This is a genomic window from Flavobacterium sp. LHD-85 (assembly GCF_030929595.1).
GTDB lineage: Bacteria > Bacteroidota > Bacteroidia > Flavobacteriales > Flavobacteriaceae > Flavobacterium.
In genome coordinates, this window is record NZ_JAVFVR010000002.1 from 91,900 (window position 1) to 114,059 (window position 22,160).

Here is a 22,160-nt window from a genome sequence, read left to right on the forward strand (position 1 = left end):
AAAGATTAAAAAACAAAAAGCACCATATTTGGTGCTTTTTGTTTTTATTGATTAGGGTATAAAACTTTGAACCTTTGTACCTCAAAAATCAAAGATTCCATCCCCCGCCAAGTGCTTTGTACAATTCAATCATTGAACTCAATTGTCTTTCTGATAATTGTGCTAGACTTAGTTGTGCATTGAAAAGGTTGGTTTCTACATCTAAAACTTCTAAGTAAGAAACGTAACCGCTGTCATATCTTTCATGAGATAATTTGTAGTTTATTAAAGCGGCCTGAACTTGTCTGTTGCGTGCTTTCCATTCTTCTTGATAAGTTCTGACGTTTTGTATAGATTGTTCTACTTCAGAGACAGCATCAATATATTTTTGTTGATAAAGAAATTTGAACTGTTCTGCCTGTTGTCTGTTTATTTCAACTCTTCTTTTGTTTTTTCCGAATGCAAATATTGGCCCTGCAATTCCACCAGAAGCATTTTGCATATAAGAACTTCCTAAAAAGAGATTACTCAAATCGGCGCTGGCAAATCCTGCAATGGCAGCTAGATTAATAGATGGAAAACGCATTGCCTGAGCGACACCAATTCTTTCGTTGGCGGCAGCATATCTTAATTCAGCCGCTTTTACATCGGGTCTGTTTTCTAATAAGGCAGACGGAATTGACAATGGAATCTTACTTACAATCTGCAATTCGGTATTGCTTTTTCCTCTCGGAATTTCAGTAGGAAGCTGACCCGTAAGTATTGCAATTGCATTTTCCTGATATGTTATTTGCCTTTCAATGTTAGGAATTGCAGCTTCAGCAATGGCAACCTGCTGTTCAATCTGTACTTTATCAACTTCAGAGATATACCCTTTCTCAAATCTTTCGCTTATGATTTGATAGTACTTTTCTCTGGTTTCAAGAGTGTGTTTGGTAATTTCCAGCTGATCATCAAAATTTCGCATCTGAAAGTACGCTATTGCAATATTGGCTACGATATCAGACAATATTACTTTACGAGCTTCTTCTGTAGCAAGAAGTTCATTTTTAACAGCATTATTTTCATGGCGAAATTTTCCCCAAAAATCAAGTTCCCAAGACATGCTGGCTCCTGCTGTTGAAGGAGTAATATACTTTTCGTTGCTGTTTATAGTAGCTCCATATTGAATGCTAGGAAATAAATCGGCTTTGGTATAGCCTAATTGGGCACGAAACTGCTCAATTCTTGAAACCGCAATTTTTAAATCGTAATTGTTCTCAAGACCTTTTTGGATAAGACCTTTTAAAACATCATCATTAAACAAATCAAACCATTTTAAATTGGTTACCGAAGCGAGACTGTCTAAATTTCTTTCGTTTCTATAAGAATCTGATTTTAACTGCTCAGGTTTTTTATATTTTGGTCCAACCATACATCCTACCGGAATAAAGGAAAGAACCAATACAATAACGATTATTTTATATTTCTTACTCATGGTCTGTAGTATTTGATTCTACATTGTTTTCTCCTGCTACGATTGTTTCTTCTTTTTTATGTCCAATTTTTTCAATCATAACAAATAGACCTGGTACAATTAATACCCCTAAAACGGTGGCGATCAACATACCGCTAAATACAGCCATTCCCATTACAATACGAGCTTGAGAACCTGCACCTGTAGCGGTCAGTAACGGAACAACTCCAAGAATGAAAGCAAAAGCAGTCATCAAGATCGGACGGAAACGAAGTCTTGCCGCATACATTGCCGATTCGTAAAGAGGTTTTCCTTTTTCATATTCTTCTTTGGCAAACTCAACGATCAGAATGGCATTTTTCGCCACTAATCCGATAAGTAAAACGAGTCCGATTTGCGCAAAAACGTTGTTGACATAAGCGTCACTTCCAAATCTTGCCAAAAGGAGCCCTAAAAACGCTCCAAATACGGCAAAAGGAGCTCCAAGCAATACGCTAAATGGTAGTTTCCAGCTTTCGTATTGTGCGGCTAGGATTAAGAACACAAAGACTAATGCCATAATGAATACCGAAGATCCTCCAGGCGAATGTTTTTCCTGATACGATAAGTTGATGTAATCGTAACTCATGTCTGCAGGCAAAGTCTCCTTGGCGACTTCCTCCAATGCAGTTAAAGCCTGCGCACTACTATAACCATCGTTTGGACTTCCTCCAATTTCAGCAGATCGGAATAAATTTAAACGATTCGTAAAATCGGGACCTGAAACTTTAGTTGCGGTAACTAATGTCGAAACTGGGAGCATGTCGCCTTTATTGTTTTTGACATAAATCATGTTTAGGTCTTCGGGTTTAACACGATTGACGGCTTCTCCTTGCACATAAACTTTATATTGGCGTCCGAAACGGTTAAAGTCATTTACATAACTTCCTCCCAAAAAGGCTCCAAGCGCTTCGGTTACTTTAGAAACAGGTATTCCTAATTTCATTGCCTTGTCGTTGTCGATATCCAGTTTAATTTGTGGAGTACCAGCATTAAAAGTGGTATAAATTCGTTTTATTTCAGGGCGCTGCTGTGCCGCGGCAATAAATTTTTGTGTCTGTTCTGCTAAATATTGCGGCGTATTTCCTCCACGATCTTGCAGCATTAAACTAAATCCTGCAGAGGCACCCAAACCTTGAATGGCGGGTGGACCAAATGAAAAACAAGTCGCAGTCGTAATTTGAGTGGCCAGTTTTTTATTGAATCGGTCTACAAACTGTTTTGCCGTTTCAGCTCTTTCTTCCCAAGGTTTCAAGGAAATAAAGATGAAAGCGTTATTAGGCTGATAAGAGTTTGTAAGCATACTAAATCCGTTTATCGTGGTATAAGACAGAATCGATTTTTCTTCTTTAAGGAAACTGTCTACTTTTTTAGATATTTCATCGGTACGCTGCAATGATGAAGCAGGAGGCAAGGCAATATTTACCAAAACATAACCTTGATCTTCTTCAGGAATAAATCCTAACGGAATCTTTTTGCCCAAAAGAACAATGGAAACCAATATGACAGCCAGTAAAACAACAATACGCATTGCTTTCTTGGCAAAGAATGTTGCTCCACCAATATATTTTCCTGTAACATTTTCGAAAACTCTATTAAACCAAGAGAAGAATTTGGCAAGCCATCCTTTTTGCTGATCGAGAGGTTTTGTTGGTTTTAAAAGCATAGCACAAAGTGCCGGACTTAAAGACAAAGCACTAAATGCCGAAAAGGCGACCGAGACGGCAATGGTTATGGCAAATTGCTGATAAAAACGACCGGTAATTCCGGGAGTCATAGCTACTGGTATAAAAACGGCACATAGAATTAATGCAATGGCAATTACTGGTCCCGAAACCTCTTTCATTGCTTGAACAGTTGCCTCTTTAGGAGTTTTTCCGTGTTCGATATGGTGTATTACGGCTTCTACAACCACAATTGCATCATCGACTACAATACCAATTGCCAATACTAATCCTAAAAGCGAAAGGGTATTAATCGAAAATCCCAGCATTGGGAAAACGGCAATAGTACCTATCAGCGAAACTGGAACTGTAATTAACGGAATTAAGGTCGCGCGCCAGTTTTGCAGGAATATAAATACCACCAAAATAACCAATATAATAGCCTCAAAAAGAGTGTGAACAATATCATCAACCCCTGCGGTAATGGCAAGTGTAGTATCCAAAGATTCTTGGTATACAATGTCTTGCGGGAATCTCTCAGACAATTCTTTCATCGTTGCTTTTGCAGTTTCTGCCACATCAAGAGCATTACTTCCTGGCATTTGGTATAAAGCAACAACTGCACTTGGCGAACTATTTCTTCTAGCTGTTGAACTGTAATTTTCAGTTCCTAATTCGATTCGGGCAATATCGGCAAGTAAAACCTGCGCTCCATCTTCTTTGCTTCGAACTACGATATTTCCAAATTCTTTTTCAGTTACCAATCGGTCTTGAAGTGTTACACCGTAGGTGAATTCAGTATTAGGAGGTGCTGGTTCAGCTCCAAATTTTCCTCCTGGACTGATCATATTTTGTGCATTCAGTGCATTTTTGACATCTTCAACGGTTACACCGAGTTTACTCATCACATCAGCTTTTAACCAAATACGCATCGAGTAATCACTACCTCCAAAAAGAGCAACCTCTCCAACTCCTTTAATACGAGCCAGCTGATCCACAACATTTATACTTGCGTAGTTATTTAAAAATTTAGCATCATATTTCGGATTGGTAGATGTGATCGTAAAAAGCATCATCGGGAACGAAAGGGACTTTTTTACCACAACCCCCTGTTGTTTTACGCTTGAAGGCATAAAGGGAGCAGACTGGTTTTGTCTGTTTTGCGTAAGCATATTGGCGTTGTCCAGGTTGGTTCCTACGTCGAAAGTTACTTCGATGGTACAAGCACCATCAGAAGTATTGATCGATTTCATGTACAACATATTTTCGACACCATTCACTTTTTGCTCAATAGGAGTAGCTACTGCTTGTTCTACATTCAGCGCGTTTGCTCCAGTAAAAGAAGTAGTGATTTTTACAACTGGCGGATTAATATCCGGATATTGTGAAATAGGTGTTTTTTGTAATGCCAGTAATCCAAGTATCACAATAATAATACTAATAACAATGGCAACAATCGGTCTTCGGACGAAAAATTCTCCCATAATAGTATGTGATTTAGATTACTTTGCAGCTACAGTTTCTGGATCGCCCAATTGCCATTGAACGATTTTAGGGGTAATGACACTTCCGTTTTTCAATAACGAAGTACCTCCCATGGCTATCTTGTCGCCAGGTTTTAGTCCTTCTTCAATAATATAACCGTTTTTAACAGAAGGGCCTGGTTTTACAATTTGCATTTGTACTTTGTTATCATTGCCTACTACATATACTTGATAGATTCCTTGAACTTCAATGACTGCGCGCTGCGGAATCACAATTGCGTCTTTGCGAATGTCTGTAAGCAATGCCACTTTTACATATTGTCCCGGACGCAGTAATTTGTCAGGATTAGGAAATGTAGCTTCAAATGTGATCGCTCCTGTAGAAGGATCAATCTGTCTGTCGGCAAAACTTACTTTTCCTTTTTCTGGATAGATAGAACCGTCAGATAGTTTTATAGTTACAGTAGCGCCAGAGCCTTTTAAGGCAGAATTTGGTTTGCTAAACTCTCTAAAAAGACGCAGAAATTCCTGTTCACTAATCGTGAATCGTACTCTTACATCACCAAGATCAGAAATAGTGTTTAAAATAGACATGGCGCCAGGTCTTACATAATCGCCAACGCGGACTTTAGAAATACCAATTAATCCTGAAATTGGTGCCAATATTTGGCAATAGCCCAATTCGATTTGAGCATTTTGAACCGAAGCGTCAGATGCTTTAATCTGCGCTAATGAAGCATTGTACGCTGCTTTTGCCGAAACCAATTCTCGCTGGCTGACCGCATTCATTTTGGCTAATGGAGTAATCATGTCCAAATCTGATTTGGTTTTAGATAATCTCGCCTGCGATTCTGCGGCAACACCTTGAGCTTCGTTAAGTTTGGCTCTGTATGGTAAAGGATCAATTGTATAAAGAACCTGTCCTTTCTTGACAAAACTTCCTTCTTTAAAATTCATACTTTCGATAATACCATCAACTCGGGGGTTAATTTGTATATCAGATTGACCAAAAGTCTGCCCCGTATATTCAGATTCTAAATCTACATCTTGCTGTAAAACTGAAGTAACTGAAATTTCTAAAGGTTTGGGCGCTGGCGGGGTTTCTTTTTTGCAGGAAAAAAATAAGAAACTTAATAAAATTGCTGAAGAATAGATTTTGTTCATTGTTAAATTCTTTAGATAAAATTCATTAATTACAACTGACTAAAAACCAATAAAGTGCAATAGCTAAGTTAGCGTTTTTTTGTTTAGATGATTAAATATTGTACGAATTTTGTTAATTTTAGTTAAAATTTTATATGTCTGTATATCAATTGATACTGTAAAGTCGGATGAAAAGCCATTTAATGCCGATAAACTGCAATTTTGTAAGAATAAATTATTCAATGAAGTAGAAATAATAATTAAAAAATTTATGTAATCATGTCAAAAAATAATAAGAAAAAGCATAAAAAAGATGGAGAGGATGATAATGATTTAAAAAAATTAAATAAAAAGGAATTATTACATCGAGCAAAAAAATTTTCTGAGCAATATTGTGTTGGAGAGGATAAGAACTTCACATTAAAAGATAAACCAACTTCTTATTTTGGTGAAGCAGAAAAAGTCTCTATTCAAAAAACATTAAAGATGGGAGTGAAGGCTCTCGCCGCCATGCAGGATATTTTGTACGCACAAGATAAATGGTCAGTTCTTATTATTTTTCAAGCTATGGATGCTGCTGGAAAAGACGGTGCAATCAAACATGTCATGTCGGGGATAAATCCACAGGGCTGTCAAGTCTCTTCTTTTAAAGGGCCAAGTTCAGAAGAGTTGGATCATGATTATTTATGGCGTTGTCAAAAACATCTTCCCGAAAGAGGAAGAATAGGAATTTTCAATCGCTCTTACTATGAAGAAGTATTGGTGGTTCGTGTTCATGAACAGATATTGAGAGGACAAAAACTTCCTGAGAAACTGATTACCAAAGACATTTGGGATAATCGTTTTGAAGACATTCGCAACTTTGAAAAATATCTGAACAGAAACGGAACAGTTGTCATTAAGTTTTTTCTAAATGTTTCTAAAGAGGAACAAAAGAGAAGATTTATTGAAAGGGTCGACAATCCGGATAAAAACTGGAAATTTAGCGCTGCCGATGCCAAAGAGCGAGGTTATTGGGACGATTATATGCATGCGTATGAAGAATTAATTAAAAATACCTCTACCAAAAAATCACCTTGGTATGTCATTCCGGCCGATGATAAATCGTATGCTCGAATTGCGATTGCTTCTGCAATCATTCACGCTTTAGACGAAATGGATCTAGAATACCCGAAAGTAAGTCCAGAAAAAATAGCAGAACTCAATGAGGTTAAAAAAGCATTGTTGGAAGAGAAAGAGTAACTTTTTGCAGCTATAAACATTCATTTATAATTGTGAATTACTACTATCTTAATCTTTTTTAATATGATTTCTAAGCTTTTACCTTCACTAGATTGGATTAAAAATTATGAAAAACAGAATTTCAAAAGAGACTTTATTGCAGGAGTAACTCTTGCCGCTTACGGAATTCCTGTTTCTCTTGCCTATGCAACGCTTGCAGGTTTACCGCCTCAATATGGAATTTACGGATACCTCATTGGCGGAATATTTTATGCTTTGTTGGGTTCTAGCAAGCAACTTGCAATTGGGCCAACCTCTGCCATTTCTTTATTAGTAGGCACAACTATAGCTGGTATGGCAAATGGCGATGTACAGCGTTGGTCTGAAATTGCTTCGCTTACGGCATTAGTATTTGCAGGAATGGCAATTGTAGCTTATCTGCTAAGATTAAGTGGGATTATCAATTTTATCAGCGAAACGGTTTTGGTGGGGTTCAAAGCGGGAGCGGCGATTACTATTGGTTTAACACAATTGCCGAAATTGTTTGGAGTTAAAGGAGGAGGTGATAATTTCCTTGAACGAATTGTTATTCTCTTTCATCAAATTCCAGAAATGAACACAGCTGTTTTTATTTTCGGGATAATTGCAATTCTAATATTAATCATAGGAGAAAAAGTGGCTCCGCAGTTTCCAGTAGCAATATTAATTGTCATTTTATCTATTATTCTTATTTCGGTTACATCATTAAAGTATGCCGAATTCCATACGGTTGGAATTATTCCGACAGGACTTCCTGAATTTCATGTGCCTTCTCTCCGAATTCGAGATGTCGAGGGGGTTTTGCCACTCGCAATGGCCTGTTTTTTATTATCTTATATCGAAAGCGTTTCTGCTGGACGCACATTGGCTCAAAAAAACGGATATGTTATTGATCCGCGCCAAGAACTTCTAGCGCTTGGAGTCGCTAATGCGGCCGTATCTCTCGGACACGGTTATCCTGTTGCAGGCGGTTTGTCGCAATCAGCCGTAAATGATGCAGCAGGTGCCAAAACACCATTGTCACTTTTGTTTGCTTCGGCTACAATTGCTTGCTGTCTTTTGTTTTTGACAGGATATCTTCAAAATCTGCCGACCGTAATTTTGGCCGCTATTGTCCTAGTAGCGATAAGAGGGCTTTTTGATTGGAAAGAAATGAGACATCTTTATAAAATAAACAAACAAGAATTTGCTGTTGTGATGATTGCGCTTGCAGGAGTATTGATCTGGGGAATTCTCGCTGGAGTTTTGCTTGCAACTCTTGTAACTTTATTGCTATTATTAAAAGCTGCGTCAAAACCGCATGTGGCTTTTTTAGGAAGGGTTCCAGGAACGAGAATTTATACAGACCTGAAAAGACATCCCGATAATGAAGAAATAGATCACATATTGATTGTTAGAGTAGAATCCTCCATATTTTATTTTAATGCAGAATATATTAAAGAGCGAATTTTAGAAAAAATCTACAGCGAGCAAAGTTCTTTAAAAACAGTAATATTAGATCTCAATTCGTCACCGCGAGTCGATATTGCGGGCGCGCGTTTCTTAAAGAATTTGTTTATTGATTTGCAGGCCAAAAATATTACCCTAAAAATTGCAGAAGCCCGTTCTGATGTTAGAGATAGCCTTCGGGCAGAAAATCTTGAAATTCTCTTTGGACATATTAGCCGCTCTGTTTCTGTAGATGATTTGGTGCAACGTTCTGCAAAAGAACATTAAAAGGATTGACACATACTGAAAATCAAACTATAAAGAGCTGAAAGATGTTAAAAAAATCAGATAATTAGGTCAATACAATTTTTAATCTCAAAATAAACCCTAAATTTGCCGCAGATTTTAAAGAAAATCTAAAAAACATACATTCTTAACTTAAAACTGTTTATAGCATGCAACTGTATAACACTTTGAGCGCAGAAGAAAGAGCTATCATGATCGATGATGCAGGACAACAACGACTTACGTTGTCTTTCTATGCGTATGCCAAAATTCAAGATCCACAAAAATTTCGTAATGATTTATTCGTAGCCTGGAATGCACTAGATGCACTAGGAAGAATTTATGTTGCCAGTGAGGGAATAAATGCTCAAATGAGTGTTCCTGCCGAAAATTTTGAAGCTTTTAGAGAAACGCTTGAGGCTTACGATTTCATGAAAGGCATTCGATTGAATGTTGCTGTAGAACATGATGATCATTCGTTTTTAAAATTGACTATCAAAGTGCGTCACAAAATCGTTGCTGACGGTTTGAACGATGATACTTTTGATGTTACTAATATTGGCGTTCACTTAAAAGCCAAAGAATTCAATGAGATTTTAGATGATCCAAACACAATTGTGGTTGATTTTAGAAATCACTACGAAAGTGAAGTAGGACATTTCAAAAATGCTATTACTCCAGATGTTGAAACTTTTAGAGAAAGTTTGCCAATAATCAACGAACAGCTTAAAGACCACAAAGACGATAAAAATCTGGTAATGTATTGTACGGGAGGTATTCGTTGCGAAAAAGCGAGTGCTTATTTTAAACACCAAGGTTTCAAAAACGTTTATCAGTTAGAAGGCGGAATTATTAATTACGCTAAACAATTGAAAGAAGAAGGTTTAGAAAGCAAATTCATTGGAAAAAACTTCGTATTTGATAATCGTCTAGGCGAAAGAATTACAGATGATATTATTTCGCAATGCCACCAATGCGGAAAACCTTGCGATAACCACACAAACTGTGAAAACGACGGATGCCATTTATTGTTTATTCAGTGTGATGAATGTAAAGCAGCAATGGAAAACTGCTGTTCTACAGAATGTCTAGAGATTATCCACATGCCATTAGTTGACCAAGTTCGTTTAAGAACTGGAAAACAAGTTGGAAACAAAGTGTTCAGAAAAGGAAAATCTGAAAATTTGAAATTCAAACATTCAGGTGAATTGCCAGAGACTGCTTTGGCAACAGCTCAAAAGCCAGCAGATATTCGTCAGAAAATAAAAGTAAAAAAAGTACTTCTTGGAAAAGCAGAACATTATTATGTAAAAGCTCAAGTTGGACAATTTACTGTAGAAAATCACGAATTAAATAGCGGTGATAGAATCCTTATTTCTGGTCCTACAACTGGTGAACAGGAATTGGTTTTAGACAAAATCATTGTTAATGGAGCAGAAACTCAAACTGCTAAAGTTGGTGATAAGGTTACTTTTAAGGTTCCATTTCGTATTCGTTTGTCAGATAAATTGTATAAAATTGTAAATTAGCGGTTTTTAACGCTATTTTACAATGTCACATTCTTTTGCCAAATTATGGATTCACGCCATTTGGTCAACCAAAGACCGTAAGGAATTAATTGACTTTTCAATTGAAAAAAAGGTACACGATTATATTCACAATGAGTTAATTGAATTGGGTTGTCCTGTTAGAATCATAAACGGAATGCCTGATCATGTACATGTTTTATTTTTATTGAATCCCCAAAAATCTATTTCGGATGTAATTCGTCAAGCGAAAGGAGTTTCATCTCATTGTATAAATGGAGAAAATCTAATTCTTGAAAAATTCGCATGGCAAAAGGGCTATGCGGCTTTTGCTGTAAGCGAGTCTCAGCTTGATCTTGTTTTTAATTACATTAAAAAACAAAAGCAGCATCATCTCAAAAAGGATGGACAGCAGGAATTTGATGAATTTGTAAAACTGCATGGGTTTGAAAATTAAATCGATCTCAAAACATAAAAAATATCACAATATAGAACATAGCCCACGGTTTCAACCGTGGGAAACGTATTGTTGCATAACGTTAAGGATGCCCATTGTGTTCCCACGGTTGAAACCGTGGGCTACATTTGATAAAGATTGCGTTACAATTATGGACATAGCAAATGATTTATCATTGGGCTACTGCGAATAATTTTTAAAACATAAACTATGATATAAATCATAGAAATCTAATCTACACCCACAGTATTTTTGCCAATTGTTAGATGACTGATTAAAAATCATTTCATTGAAATAATAAAATCAAAAATGACAATTAACAATACAATTGAACTCATGGCTCCTGCGGGAGATTTTGAGTCGCTTCAGGCTGCTTTAGATAATGGCTGTGATTCTGTATATTTTGGAGTTGAACAGCTTAATATGCGTGCACGTTCGACGGTGAACTTTACTATTGACGATTTAAAAGAAATTGCCAATCGATGCGAAGCCAAAAACGTTCGAAGCTATCTTACTCTAAATACGATTATTTACGATCACGATTTATCAGTCGTAAAAACATTATTGACAAAAGCTAAAGAAGCTAATATTACAGCTGTAATTGCTTCTGATCAGGCAGTAATTGCTATGGCAAGATCAATCAGAATGGAAGTTCATATTTCAACACAACTGAATGTAACGAATATTGAAACCATTAAATTCTACAGTCTATTTGCTGATACAATGGTTTTAAGTCGTGAATTGAGTTTGCGTCAAGTAAAAAATATCACAGACCAAATTGAGAAAGAACAGATCAAAGGACCAAATGGAAATTTAGTTGAAATCGAAATCTTTGGACATGGTGCTTTGTGTATGGCGGTTTCAGGAAAATGTTATTTGAGTTTACATTCGCATAATTCATCTGCAAATCGTGGCGCATGCAAACAAAACTGCCGAAAAAAATATACGGTTATCGATCAGGAAACAGGTTTTGAAATCGAATTGGATAATGAATACATGATGTCGCCTAAAGATTTGTGCACACTTGATTTCTTAGATCAGATTATCGATTCTGGAATTAAAGTTTTAAAAATTGAAGGACGCGGCCGTGCACCAGAATATGTGGCAACGGTAACCAAAACGTATCGTAAGGCTATTGATGCCTATTATGAAGGAACTTTTTCAAAAGAAAAAACTGCAATTTGGATGAAAGCACTAGAGACCGTTTACAATCGTGGATTCTGGTCTGGTTATTATCTGGGGCAGGAATTGGGAGAATGGAGCGATATTCCAGGATCTGCTGCAACGCAGAAAAAAGTTTATGTTGGAAAAGGAACACATTATTTCCCAAAAGCAGAAGTAGGGCAATTTAAAATTGAAGCTTATGATATTAAAATCGGTGATAAAATTTTAGTAACAGGGCCAAGTACAGGTGCTCAGGAAATGATTATTGATGAAATGTTTGTCAATGATGTTGCAGGAGAAAAAGCTACAAAAGGGGATGATTGCAGTTTTAAATTGCCGTTTAGAATCAGAATGTCGGACAAACTATATAAAATTGTTGAGGCGTAATGGTTGTCATAACTTTACAAAGAGATAAGTGCATTGGCTGTAATTATTGCGTTGAAATGGATCCAATTCATTTTCAAATGTCAAAAAAAGACGGGAAATCGGTTCTCATTCATTCGCAGAACGCAAAAGGTTTTTTTACATTGAAATCTCCGAATCATGCCATTGTTGAAAGCTGTGAACTGGCAGCAAAGGCTTGTCCGGTTAAGATTATAAAAGTTAAGGAAACTTAGAATTACAGATTATATAAAAAACAAGCCCTATTTTGTACTGCTACATATTAGGGCTTGTTTTTTATGTTAAGAGAAATTTACATCCCAATTTTAGCATTGATATTATGCTTATCGACATAAGTTTGAGCAACATTCATCAATTTGGTAAATTTTGCATCTATATCTTTTTGAGTTGAAGCGTCGAAATCTGCAATTGCTTTTTCAATTTGCTCTGGCGAAGCTTTTTCGTCTTTCAGCTTTGCAATTGGCAAATAACCTTCTTTTTGTTTAGCAATCGCATAAGAAAATAAATCTTTTGATGCCTGAAGAAGCTCTTTGTTGTCTTCGTCTTCTGGTATGTCCTGAATTGTTTTTAATCGCGTTTCTAAATTTGTTATATCGTATTTAAAAGAATCTTGATAAGTAGACGGAATCATCTTTTTTTGAGTTTCATCATAAACTTGTGCTTCGGATTGCAACTTTTCGTTGATTTCTTTACTTCCAAAACGAGATAATAAATTCGAATTTAAAGCAGCAATTTCAAAGGTTTTTTCTGGTGAAAGGTTGGTGCAAGAGGTAGAAACTAAGCTTCCGGCAATTAATACTAAAAATAGGGTTGTGGCATTTAAGATTTTTTTCATTTTGTGTTTATTTATATTTATCCTTTTAAAATTTTACTTTTTTCAGCATCAAATTCTTCCGATGTCAAGATTCCGGCGTCAAGAAGTTCTTTTAAGTCTAATAATGCCTTTTTCTTTGCTTCCATCGGATTTGAAGCTTCGGTTTTTGGAACTTCGGGTTGTTGAGGAGTATTTATTGGATTTACAGCAGTTCCTGAGGGAGCATATTTCAGAATCAGTTCTGTAATTTCATTAAAACCTTTTACATTTGAATAATCAATCGCTTTTTGTTCTTTCACGTTCACGATTGAGGCATCGGCTTTATTGTCCAATAAATATTTTACAACATCTTTCTTTCCATTTGCGGCGCTGTAATGAAGTGGCGTGTTTCCAGATTCGTCCTGAATGTTAATGTTGGCTCCAGCTTCAATCAGAAGTTTCACCATGCTTAAGTTTCCTTTTTTGGTGGCGACATGCAACAGGCTTTCTCCTCCGTAGGAATAAGAACCGTTAAGCGTAAAACTACTTTCGTTTGAAATATTTGTTGCACTTACAATCCAATCCAAATAATCATTCATTGAAGAAGTATCGCTAGCAGCAGGTTTGCTGTAATTCACATCAACACCGTTTTCTAAAAATAAAGCCACGATTTCCTTTTGATTATTCGCGCAAGCGTACCAAATAGCAGAATATCCAGTATTACTTGAAGTAAATACATCTGAACCTCTTTCAACCAATAGCTTAGCTAACATCCTGTTGGTTTCATAGCACGCAATAAGGAGCGCATTTTCGCCAGAATGATTCACATGGTTTATATCGGCACCATTATCTAAAAGTAATGTTACCATCGGAATCGATTTGGTATAGCAAGCATAAATAAGCGGTGTGTTTCCCTGTTTATCGGTTACATTAATATCGGCGCCATTGTCTAGAAGCAATTGAATAATTTCTCTATTTAATTTTGTTGAAGCCAGCAATAGCGGAGTTTCTCCATTGTTATTCAGTAAGTTAATGTCAACTCCGGCTTGAAGCAACTTTGTTGCGATTTCCATTTGAGCCGTCTGAACTACTAAATGTAGTAGGCTATTTCCGTATTTATCATTCTTTGTGATTTCTACTCCATTTTCTAAAAGATAAAGTGCAGTTTGTTTCTGTTTTTGAAGACAAGCAAAGTACAAAGGAGTTTCTCCTTGATGATCTTCGTAGTTAATGTCGGCACCTTCTTCGTGTAGAATTTTTACAATATCGAGATAACCACGGTGCGCGGCATAATGGATTGCAGTTCTTCCTTTCTCATCAGTATATTTAACATCTACTTCTTTATTTTGAAGCAGCAATTCGGCTATTTTTCGGTTCCCGTTTTCGCAGGCAACTATAAATGACATTGACATATTTGGGTAATTTTTAAGTAAATGATCGTTTTATTGTTTCATTAAAAGTTCGACAGTTTTAATTTTTAGGTTATCACCCGAAGCAAGCATCAAAGCCGTTTCGTCTTTGTCGTTGGTAACCGAAATGTCGGCACCCTGATCTAATAACAGTTTTACTTTTCTATAGGTTTCTTTTGCCATTTCTGAATCGTAATTAACATTATAAGCGCAGACTTTATGCAAAATGGTGTTTCCTCGATTGTCCTGTTCATTAATATCTAAAGAAACATTTTCTAAAACAGATTTTAATATATCTGATTTCTTTTCGACAATAAAATCAATTCCCGATTTAGGCTGGCCGTAATATTGTGCGCAGAAATTCACATCGGCACCATCAGATAATAATCTTTCTAAAAATGAAATATCATTTGGAGAACCAGAAACAGAACTGATGAAATTAGTAAACAACGTTCGGCCGTCTTTATTTACAATATTAAAATCAGGAGATGAAATTGATGTTAAAGCATCATACATCTCAAACGAAAACTGCTCTGCAACAGCATAATAAAAAGCAGTGTTGTTGAGGTTGTCTGTTTCGTTGGGATCTGCCCCGTTTTCAAGTAAAAATGGCAGAAGTTCTTTTCTGTTTCTTTTAACAGCGCACATTAAGGGCGTAGTTCCAACGATATTTTTTCCGTTAATATCGACTCCGTTATTTATCAGAGTGGTTATGTATTCCTTTACTTTTTCAGGATCTAGACCGTAAATATTCAAAACACTATAAATGAAATTTTCATCTGCATTGTTCTTATACTGAGTGTTAGCCCCAAAATCATCAACTAAAACTTGAACTATTTTTGGTGAAATTCCTTTTTCAAGAAAATAACCAAGAAGAGTTTTATCGCTGATTTCGTCATTAAGGTTATCCATTTTAGACATCAATTCTTTGAAAAAAGCAATCGACTCTTCATCATCTTTTAAATATAAAGTCAGGGGTTTGAAAATAGATTGGTCAAAACTGTCCAATTCGTAAATGTCGGTTTCAATAAAACCTGCTTTTATTAGTTTTTGGATGAAATCAATTTCTTTAGCTTCAATAATTTTGGCTGCAATCTGCGAAAAATTGTTTTTTAGATATTGCTCGTTAAATTTTTCTCCGTTATTTAGACATTCTCTAGCCTCGTCAAATTTTCCTTGAAAAAGGAAATTTTCAATCTGGTTTTGTGTTTGCATTTGAAATATATTTAAAAATGATGATAAGTTTTAATTGTAATTTGGCTTGTAATTGTTGACTTCGCAAACCCTGCTGTAAGATAAAACATAAAAATCGTAAATATATTTTAGGATTAATAATTAAAATGGATTTTTAGAGTACAAAACAGACAGAAAGTATATTTTAAGCTTATCTAGATTTAGTTTTTTACTAAAAAAGTGGCAAAAATAACATTCGGTATCCAGCAAATCCAAGCGGTTTTTTGTAAACGATGGTAAAATCTTTAACTATGAAAATTAGTAAAGGAAGCCATGTTCGTGGGGCAATTGCGGCAGAATAAGCAGCATAACTATATATAATCCATTTTTGATGAGCATTTATTTTGGTTTTTCGAATAGTTGTGTACGCTAGTAATGTTGAGGTAAACCAGATTAAAGCAAGTAAAACAAAACCTATCGTCGAGTATGTTTCCTCCAGTTGTAGAAAAACCAATATAAATTCCAGACAAAGAACTTATTACAACTGAAATAACATAAACCTTTCCTATGTTGCGATGTAATTTGATGTTTTTAGAGCTTAGTTTAGCAATAAATTGAATTCATCCAACAAGCAAAGCGATTCTTCCTGATACAATGTGCGAATAGAAAGTGACATTCCAACAAAAACTATATAAAAGCTCATCAGGTTTAGTTTGTAATAATCCAAATTTCCTATCGATCAAGGAATAAATTGTTGGATGTAAACCTATAATTTATGCAAGTAGGATGAATAATTTTTAAAATGGTTTTTTCATAATCTTAAAAGTGTAAAAGAATGTTTCTAAAGTTAAAGGCGCAAGTTGTTTTTTATTAACGAACAGGATTTTGTGTACAAGGGCAATTACTAATGCCTTGAAAGAAGTCAAGACCGATCGTGATAACATGTGTTCCAGAATTGTACGCTCCAATTTTATTTAAAGATGCCAGATAGGAGTATCCAAAATAGAAATTAGATTTTTTAAAGCCAGCCATTGGACCAATCGTTATCGGTTCAAGGATCTGATCATTAAGGAAACGATAGGAAGCCCCTATCCAAAAATAATCATCATATCTATTAAATTGGCGGTACTTAAAGTTTACATCTGTACTGGAACGTTTATCACTTTCAAATAATTGAAAGAAAATTGAAGGTTCGAACTCAATCCTGTTTTTACTGTTTCCTCTAATAATATAGCCTGCATAAACCTGATAATTTCGTAGCAAAGCAGGTTCTTCACGATAAAATTTATCAATGTTTTTGTCTAAAATATTGGCAATATTTAAACTAAGGTAAAAATCTTTGTTTCGATACAAAGTTCCTATATCAAAATTCATATTTGAAAGACGACGATTGTCCGTTACTGCTGGATCTATCGTGCCAGATATTCCATTTCCGGAATTAAATTTATCAATGTCAATTTTGAAAGTATTGATATTGTATGAAATACCAAACGATAAATATTGTTTAGAATAATAATCTAGTGTTAAATGGTGGGCAAAAGATATTTTTGCTCCTGTTTGTTTGGTGTTTCCGTTTTTATCATTGTATAGTGAAATTCCGATTCCAGAGCGATCTAGAATCCTCATGTCGGCATACAATGATTGATTATCCGGAGCATCTTTGATGCCAACCCATTGTGTTAATCCATTTGTTCTTATTCTTAAATTGTCTCCAATTCCAGCGTAGGTTGGTGAAATCGAAAAAGGGTTGTCTGCTAAATATTGTGTAAAAACTGGTAAATTTAATTCTTGGCTGTAACCCGAAGTTACAGCCATTAATAAATATATTAGGATAAATTTTTTCATTTTGTTTAATTTTAGATAACGAAAGGCTGTTATTATTTATCTGTAAAGCGTAAAATGTCCAACAAATTCTCTGTTATCTTTAGGGTCATTAAGTTTTATAACATACCAGTAATCTCCAGATGTAAGTTCTTGTCCTTTATATTTTCCATCCCATTTTTGACCAAAGTGATAATTTGCCAATTCGCGGCCGTATCTGTCAAAAATGGTATAGGTTAACTTTTTGTAACTTGATGAACAATCAGGACCCCAATAATCGCTAATTCCATCACCGTTTGGAGTGAAGTAATTTGAGATACATAAATCGATGTAATCAAAATATTTTGACGCGCTAAAAGTACATCCGCTTCCATCCCTGACCGTGATGTTGTAAGTTCCAGATTTATAAATAATAAATTTATTGTTTGTGCTAAAGGATTCACCTTCAAAAGAGTATTGATAGTTACCACTTCCATTTTGACCTGAGGCTGTAATTTCATTTAACTCTCTGTTAGTTAATGACAGGTCTAGAGGTTGGATAAAATCAATAATAAAAGGAGCTGTACTTTCAAGACAACCGCTTAAATGTCTGGCTGTAATGGTGTGTGATCCTGGAGATAAATTTTTGAAAACGTTCTCAGACTGGAAAGCTCCTCCATCAAGCGAATAATCTATTTCATTAAAAATAGCATTGCTTTGAGGAACAGTTATAGTAACATAGTTTGAAGGGCCGTTGTCTTCACAAGTATAGTTTGTATTTGCGATAGGATTCATTGCAATTCCATATTCTATAGTTACCTCTTGTTCTGTTGTGCAGTTTAATGCATCTTTTACGTAAACAATATATTGCCCGCCTGCAAGATTGCTAAAAGTATAATCTGAGTCAATTACTGATTGGTAAATTCCATTTATATCGTTTAAAGCTACTTTATACGGAACAGTTCCTCCTGTAATTTGAATACTAAAGCCTCCATCTTGTCCACCATTGCATGTTTCTCGTAATAATGTGTTTGGTATGAGTTCAGAAGTTAATGCTGAACCAACATTCAGATTAAGAACCTCGTCTGCCGTACACCCATCGTTTTCTATTTTTAGATTTGTTGAAACAGAGTAATTAATTCCAGTAACGGACCATAAATAAGATTCGCCAAAACATATTGTTTTAGATGTAACAACGTCAGCGGGTTTAGAGCCTACAGTCAAGTTCAGCACTTGGTCAGCGGTGCATCCGTCATTGTTTTTAGTATATGTTCCAGACGTATTGTAGTTCAGTCCTGTCATATTCCAATGGAAGACTTCTCCAGAACATATTGTTTCATTGGTTACAATAGCAGCCGGTTTAGGAGCAACAGTCAGGTTCAATATTTGATCAGCCGTGCATCCGTCATTGTTTTTAGTGTATGTTCCAGACGCATTGTAATCCAGTCCTGTCATATTCCAATGGAAGACTTCTCCAGAACATATTGTTTCATTTGCTGCAATAGGAGCAGGTTTAGGAACAACAGTCAGATTCAATATTTGGTCAGCCGTGCATCCGTCATTGTTTTTAGTGTATGTTCCCGTCGCATTGTAATCCAATTCTGTGATATTCCAATGGAAGACTTCTCCAGAACATATTGTTTCATTGGTTACAATAGGAGCAGGTTTGGGAGCAACAGTCAGATTCAATATTTGGTCAGCCGTGCATCCGTCATTGTTTTTAGTGTATGTTCCAGACGCATTGTAATCCAGTCCTGTCATATTCCAATGGAAGATTTCTCCAGAACATATTGTTTCATTTGCTGCAATAGGAGCAGGTTTAGGAGCAACGGTCAGATTCAATATTTGGTCAGCCGTGCATCCGTCATTGTTTTTAGTGTATGTTCCAGATGTGTTGTAATCCAGTCCTGTAACATTCCATGAATAAACAGTTCCAGAACATATTGTTTCATTGGTTATAATAGCAGCCGGTTTAGAAGCAACAGTCAGATTCAATATTTGGTCAGCCGTGCATCCGTCATTGTTTTTAGTGTATGTTCCAGATGTGTTGTAATACAGTCCTGTGATGTTCCAAAGGAAGGCTTCTCCAGAACATATTGTTTCATTTGCTGTAATAGCAACTGGTTTAGGAGCAACAGTCAGATTCAATATTTGATCAGCCGTGCATCCGTCATTGTTTTTAGTGTATGTTCCAGATGTGTTGTAATCCAGTCCTGTTATATTCCAATGGAAGATTTCTCCAGAACATATTGTTTCATTTGCTGCAATAGGAGCAGGTTTAGGAGCAACAGTCAGATTCAATATTTGGTCAGCCGTGCATCCGTCATTGTTTTTAGTGTATGTTCCAGATGTGTTGTAATCCAGTCCTGTAACATTCCATGAATAAACAGTTCCAGAACATATTGTTTCATTGGTTATAATAGCAGCCGGTTTAGAAGCAACAGTCAAATTCAATATTTGATCAGCCGTGCATCCATCATTGTTTTTAGTGTATGTTCCAGACGCATTGTAATCCAATCCTGTGATATTCCAATGGAAGATTTCTCCAGAACATATTGTTTCATTTGCTGTAATTACAGTCGGTTTAGGTTCTATATAAATATTTCCAATTGCTACTTTATTACCACAATCTTCAGTTATTAAAGGAACACTAAACCAAAATTCACCCAATTCTGTTGGTGAACCATTAAGTTTAATAGTGTTGTCTGAGGCTGACCAGATAAGAGAAAGGCCAGAAGGCAATTCTACTGGTGTTCCTATTCCTGAAACTTTTCCTGATATTAGCTCGCAAACAGTCTTATTGATAAATTCATCCCCAATACATGTTCTAAACGCTAGTTGCGTTATTATAATTTCTTCTTTAATAGTTAAATTCAATACTTGATCTGCTGTACATCCGTCATTTGTTATTTTTAAACCTGTTTGCGATGTAGAATAGGTAATTCCATTAGCCGGCCATGTATAAGTCTGTCCAGAGCATATCGATTCTGAAGTTGCAATATCGGCGGGTTTAGAACCTACAGTCAGATTCAATACTTGATCAGCGGTGCAACCGTCATTTGTTATTTTTAAACCTGTTTGCGATGTAGAATAGGTGATTCCATTAGCAGGCCATGTGAAGGTCTGTCCAGAACATATCGATTCTGCAGTTATAATATCGGCGGGTTTAGAACCTACGGTCAGATTCAGAACTTGATCTGCCGTGCATCCGTCATTAACTATTTTTAATGCATTTTGTGATGTAGAATAGGTAATTCCATTAGCAGGCCATGTATAAGTATGTCCAGAGCATATCGATTCTGAAGTTACAATATCGGCAGGTTTAGAACCTACAGTCAGATTCAGAACTTGATCTGCCGTGCATCCGTCATTTGTTATTTTTAAACCTGTTTGCGATGTAGAATAGGTGATTCCATTAGCAGGCCATGTGAAGGTCTGTCCTGAGCATATCGATTCTGTAGTTACAATATCGGCAGGTTTAGAACCTACGGTCAGATTCAGAACTTGATCTGCCGTGCATCCATCATTTGTTATTTTTAAACCTGTTTGCGATGTAGAATAAGTGATTCCATTAGCCGGCCATGTGAAGGTCTGTCCAGAACATATCGATTCTGTAGTTACAATATCTGTTGGCTTTGGAATTAGAACATATTGATATACTATATCTGCTGTACATCCATCTTTGCCCTCTCTCTCTAGACCAGGATATAAATCTCCTTCACAGATTTCAATGGTTTTAATAATGTCAGTTGGCTTTGGGGTCACCGTCAGATTCAGAACTTGATCTGCTGTACATCCGTCATTTGTTATTTTTAAACCTGTTTGCGATGTAGAATATGTGATTCCATTAGCAGGCCATGTGAAGGTCTGTCCAGAACATATCGATTCTGAAGTTACAATATCGGCAGGTTTAGAACCTACAGTCAGATTCAGAACTTGATCTGCCGTGCATCCATCATTTGTTATTTTTAAACCTGTTTGCGATGTAGAATAGGTAATTCCATTAGCCGGCCATGTGAAGGTCTGTCCAGAGCATATCGATTCTGAAGTTACAATATCGGCAGGTTTAGAACCTACGACCAGATTCAGAACTTGATCTGCCGTGCATCCGTCATTAACTATTTTTAATGCATTTTGCGATGTAGAATAAGTGATTCCATTAGCAGGCCATGTGAAGGTCTGTCCAAAACATATCGATTCTGTAGTTACAATATCGGCAGGTTTAGAACCTACGACCAGATTCAGAACTTGATCTGCCGTGCATCCGTCATTAACTATTTTTAATGCATTTTGCGATGTAGAATAAGTGATTCCATTAGCAGGCCATGTGAAGGTCTGTCCAAAACATATCGATTCTGTAGTTACAATATCGGCAGGTTTAGAACCTACGGTCAGATTCAATACTTGATCAGCTGTGCAACCGTCATTTGTTATTTTTAGACCTGTTTGCGATGTAGAATAAGTGATTCCATTAGCAGGCCATGTATAAGTCTGTCCAGAACATATCGATTCTGCAGTTACAATATCGACGGGTTTAGAATCTACAGTCAGATTCAATACTTGATCTGCCGTGCATTCGTCATTTGTTATTTTTAGACCTGTTTGCGATGTAGAATAAGTGATTCCATTAGCAGGCCATGTATAAGTCTGTCCAGAACATATCGATTCTGCAGTTACAATATCGACGGGTTTAGAATC

At 36.1% G+C, this 22,160-nt stretch carries 14 protein-coding genes and 1 pseudogene; 6 read left to right on the top strand and 9 right to left on the bottom strand.

Features of this window, described 5'->3' with window-relative positions; translation table 11 throughout:
* Positions 1 to 88: 88 nt before the first annotated feature.
* Genes RB618_RS05850 through RB618_RS05860 form a run of 3 tightly spaced genes read right to left on the bottom strand, consistent with a single transcriptional unit; the run spans position 89 to position 5,786 of the window.
* Complete coding sequence (locus RB618_RS05850; RefSeq protein ID WP_308067899.1) at positions 89 to 1,456, bottom strand: efflux transporter outer membrane subunit; 1,368 nt, start codon at positions 1,454 to 1,456, stop codon at positions 89 to 91.
* A complete protein-coding gene (locus RB618_RS05855) occupies positions 1,449 to 4,622 on the bottom strand; it encodes a multidrug efflux RND transporter permease subunit (RefSeq protein ID WP_308067900.1) in 3,174 nt (1,057 codons plus the stop codon). The genes RB618_RS05850 and RB618_RS05855 overlap by 8 nt, the downstream gene beginning before the upstream one ends.
* Before the next feature lie 18 nt (positions 4,623 to 4,640).
* Positions 4,641 to 5,786, bottom strand: a complete 1,146-nt coding sequence (locus RB618_RS05860; protein WP_111377688.1) for an efflux RND transporter periplasmic adaptor subunit — start codon at positions 5,784 to 5,786, stop codon at positions 4,641 to 4,643.
* 258 nt (positions 5,787 to 6,044) lie between these two features.
* Between RB618_RS05860 and RB618_RS05865 the strand changes: the two genes are divergently transcribed.
* The 6 genes from RB618_RS05865 (at position 6,045) to RB618_RS05890 (ending at position 12,502) form a co-directional block, all read left to right on the top strand.
* Positions 6,045 to 7,007, top strand: a complete 963-nt coding sequence (locus RB618_RS05865; protein WP_308067901.1) for a polyphosphate kinase 2 family protein — start codon at positions 6,045 to 6,047, stop codon at positions 7,005 to 7,007.
* 63 nt (positions 7,008 to 7,070) lie between these two features.
* On the top strand, positions 7,071 to 8,741 hold the full coding sequence (locus RB618_RS05870) for a sulfate permease (RefSeq protein WP_308067902.1): 1,671 nt from the start codon (positions 7,071 to 7,073) through the stop codon (positions 8,739 to 8,741).
* Between the two features lie 167 nt (positions 8,742 to 8,908).
* The gene (locus RB618_RS05875) at positions 8,909 to 10,267 is read left to right on the top strand and encodes a rhodanese-related sulfurtransferase (RefSeq protein WP_308067903.1); all 1,359 of its coding nucleotides are present in this window, start codon (positions 8,909 to 8,911) and stop codon (positions 10,265 to 10,267) included.
* A 22-nt stretch (positions 10,268 to 10,289) separates the two neighbouring features.
* On the top strand, positions 10,290 to 10,721 hold the full coding sequence (gene tnpA, locus RB618_RS05880) for an IS200/IS605 family transposase (RefSeq protein ID WP_308067904.1): 432 nt from the start codon (positions 10,290 to 10,292) through the stop codon (positions 10,719 to 10,721).
* Between the two features lie 309 nt (positions 10,722 to 11,030).
* Positions 11,031 to 12,272, top strand: a complete 1,242-nt coding sequence (locus tag RB618_RS05885) for a peptidase U32 family protein (RefSeq protein ID WP_308067905.1) — start codon at positions 11,031 to 11,033, stop codon at positions 12,270 to 12,272.
* On the top strand, positions 12,272 to 12,502 hold the full coding sequence (locus RB618_RS05890) for a ferredoxin (protein WP_308067906.1): 231 nt from the start codon (positions 12,272 to 12,274) through the stop codon (positions 12,500 to 12,502). The genes RB618_RS05885 and RB618_RS05890 overlap by 1 nt, the downstream gene beginning before the upstream one ends.
* A 77-nt stretch (positions 12,503 to 12,579) precedes the next feature.
* On the opposite strand, the gene RB618_RS05895 is transcribed toward RB618_RS05890, so the two are convergent.
* From RB618_RS05895 to RB618_RS05915, 6 genes and pseudogenes are all read right to left on the bottom strand, one after another.
* Positions 12,580 to 13,122 carry a hypothetical protein gene (locus RB618_RS05895; RefSeq protein ID WP_308067907.1) on the bottom strand — a complete coding sequence of 181 codons (543 nt, stop codon included), beginning with the start codon at positions 13,120 to 13,122 and terminating at the stop codon, positions 12,580 to 12,582.
* A gap of 17 nt (positions 13,123 to 13,139) precedes the next feature.
* Positions 13,140 to 14,492 (bottom strand): ankyrin repeat domain-containing protein, encoded by a 1,353-nt coding sequence (locus tag RB618_RS05900; RefSeq protein WP_308067908.1) that lies wholly within the window; start codon positions 14,490 to 14,492, stop codon positions 13,140 to 13,142.
* Positions 14,493 to 14,522: 30 nt separating this feature from the next.
* Positions 14,523 to 15,704 (bottom strand): ankyrin repeat domain-containing protein, encoded by a 1,182-nt coding sequence (locus RB618_RS05905; RefSeq protein WP_308067909.1) that lies wholly within the window; start codon positions 15,702 to 15,704, stop codon positions 14,523 to 14,525.
* 190 nt (positions 15,705 to 15,894) lie between these two features.
* Positions 15,895 to 16,282: pseudogene (locus tag RB618_RS23700) on the bottom strand (DUF2306 domain-containing protein).
* A 250-nt stretch (positions 16,283 to 16,532) separates the two neighbouring features.
* Entirely contained in the window at positions 16,533 to 17,507 is a 975-nt protein-coding gene (locus RB618_RS05910; RefSeq protein ID WP_308067910.1) for a type IX secretion system membrane protein PorP/SprF, read from the bottom strand.
* Positions 17,508 to 17,543: 36 nt separating this feature from the next.
* On the bottom strand, positions 17,544 to 22,160 hold a 4,617-nt coding region (locus RB618_RS05915), incomplete at its 5' end, for a T9SS type B sorting domain-containing protein (RefSeq protein ID WP_308067911.1).

What these genes read in the sequence shown, in the direction of transcription:
- RB618_RS05860 (WP_111377688.1), bottom strand. Translation starts at nt 5,786, where the DNA reads ATGAACAAAATCTATTCTTCAGCAATTTTATTAAGTTTCTTATTTTTT.
- RB618_RS05875 (WP_308067903.1), top strand. Translation starts at nt 8,909, where the DNA reads ATGCAACTGTATAACACTTTGAGCGCAGAAGAAAGAGCTATCATGATC.
- tnpA (WP_308067904.1), top strand. Translation starts at nt 10,290, where the DNA reads ATGTCACATTCTTTTGCCAAATTATGGATTCACGCCATTTGGTCAACC.
- RB618_RS05905 (WP_308067909.1), bottom strand. Translation starts at nt 15,704, where the DNA reads ATGCAAACACAAAACCAGATTGAAAATTTCCTTTTTCAAGGAAAATTT.
- RB618_RS05855 (WP_308067900.1), bottom strand. Translation starts at nt 4,622, where the DNA reads ATGGGAGAATTTTTCGTCCGAAGACCGATTGTTGCCATTGTTATTAGT.
- RB618_RS05895 (WP_308067907.1), bottom strand. Translation starts at nt 13,122, where the DNA reads ATGAAAAAAATCTTAAATGCCACAACCCTATTTTTAGTATTAATTGCC.
- RB618_RS05910 (WP_308067910.1), bottom strand. Translation starts at nt 17,507, where the DNA reads ATGAAAAAATTTATCCTAATATATTTATTAATGGCTGTAACTTCGGGT.
- RB618_RS05900 (WP_308067908.1), bottom strand. Translation starts at nt 14,492, where the DNA reads ATGTCAATGTCATTTATAGTTGCCTGCGAAAACGGGAACCGAAAAATA.
- RB618_RS05870 (WP_308067902.1), top strand. Translation starts at nt 7,071, where the DNA reads ATGATTTCTAAGCTTTTACCTTCACTAGATTGGATTAAAAATTATGAA.
- RB618_RS05850 (WP_308067899.1), bottom strand. Translation starts at nt 1,456, where the DNA reads ATGAGTAAGAAATATAAAATAATCGTTATTGTATTGGTTCTTTCCTTT.
- RB618_RS05865 (WP_308067901.1), top strand. Translation starts at nt 6,045, where the DNA reads ATGTCAAAAAATAATAAGAAAAAGCATAAAAAAGATGGAGAGGATGAT.
- RB618_RS05890 (WP_308067906.1), top strand. Translation starts at nt 12,272, where the DNA reads ATGGTTGTCATAACTTTACAAAGAGATAAGTGCATTGGCTGTAATTAT.
- RB618_RS05885 (WP_308067905.1), top strand. Translation starts at nt 11,031, where the DNA reads ATGACAATTAACAATACAATTGAACTCATGGCTCCTGCGGGAGATTTT.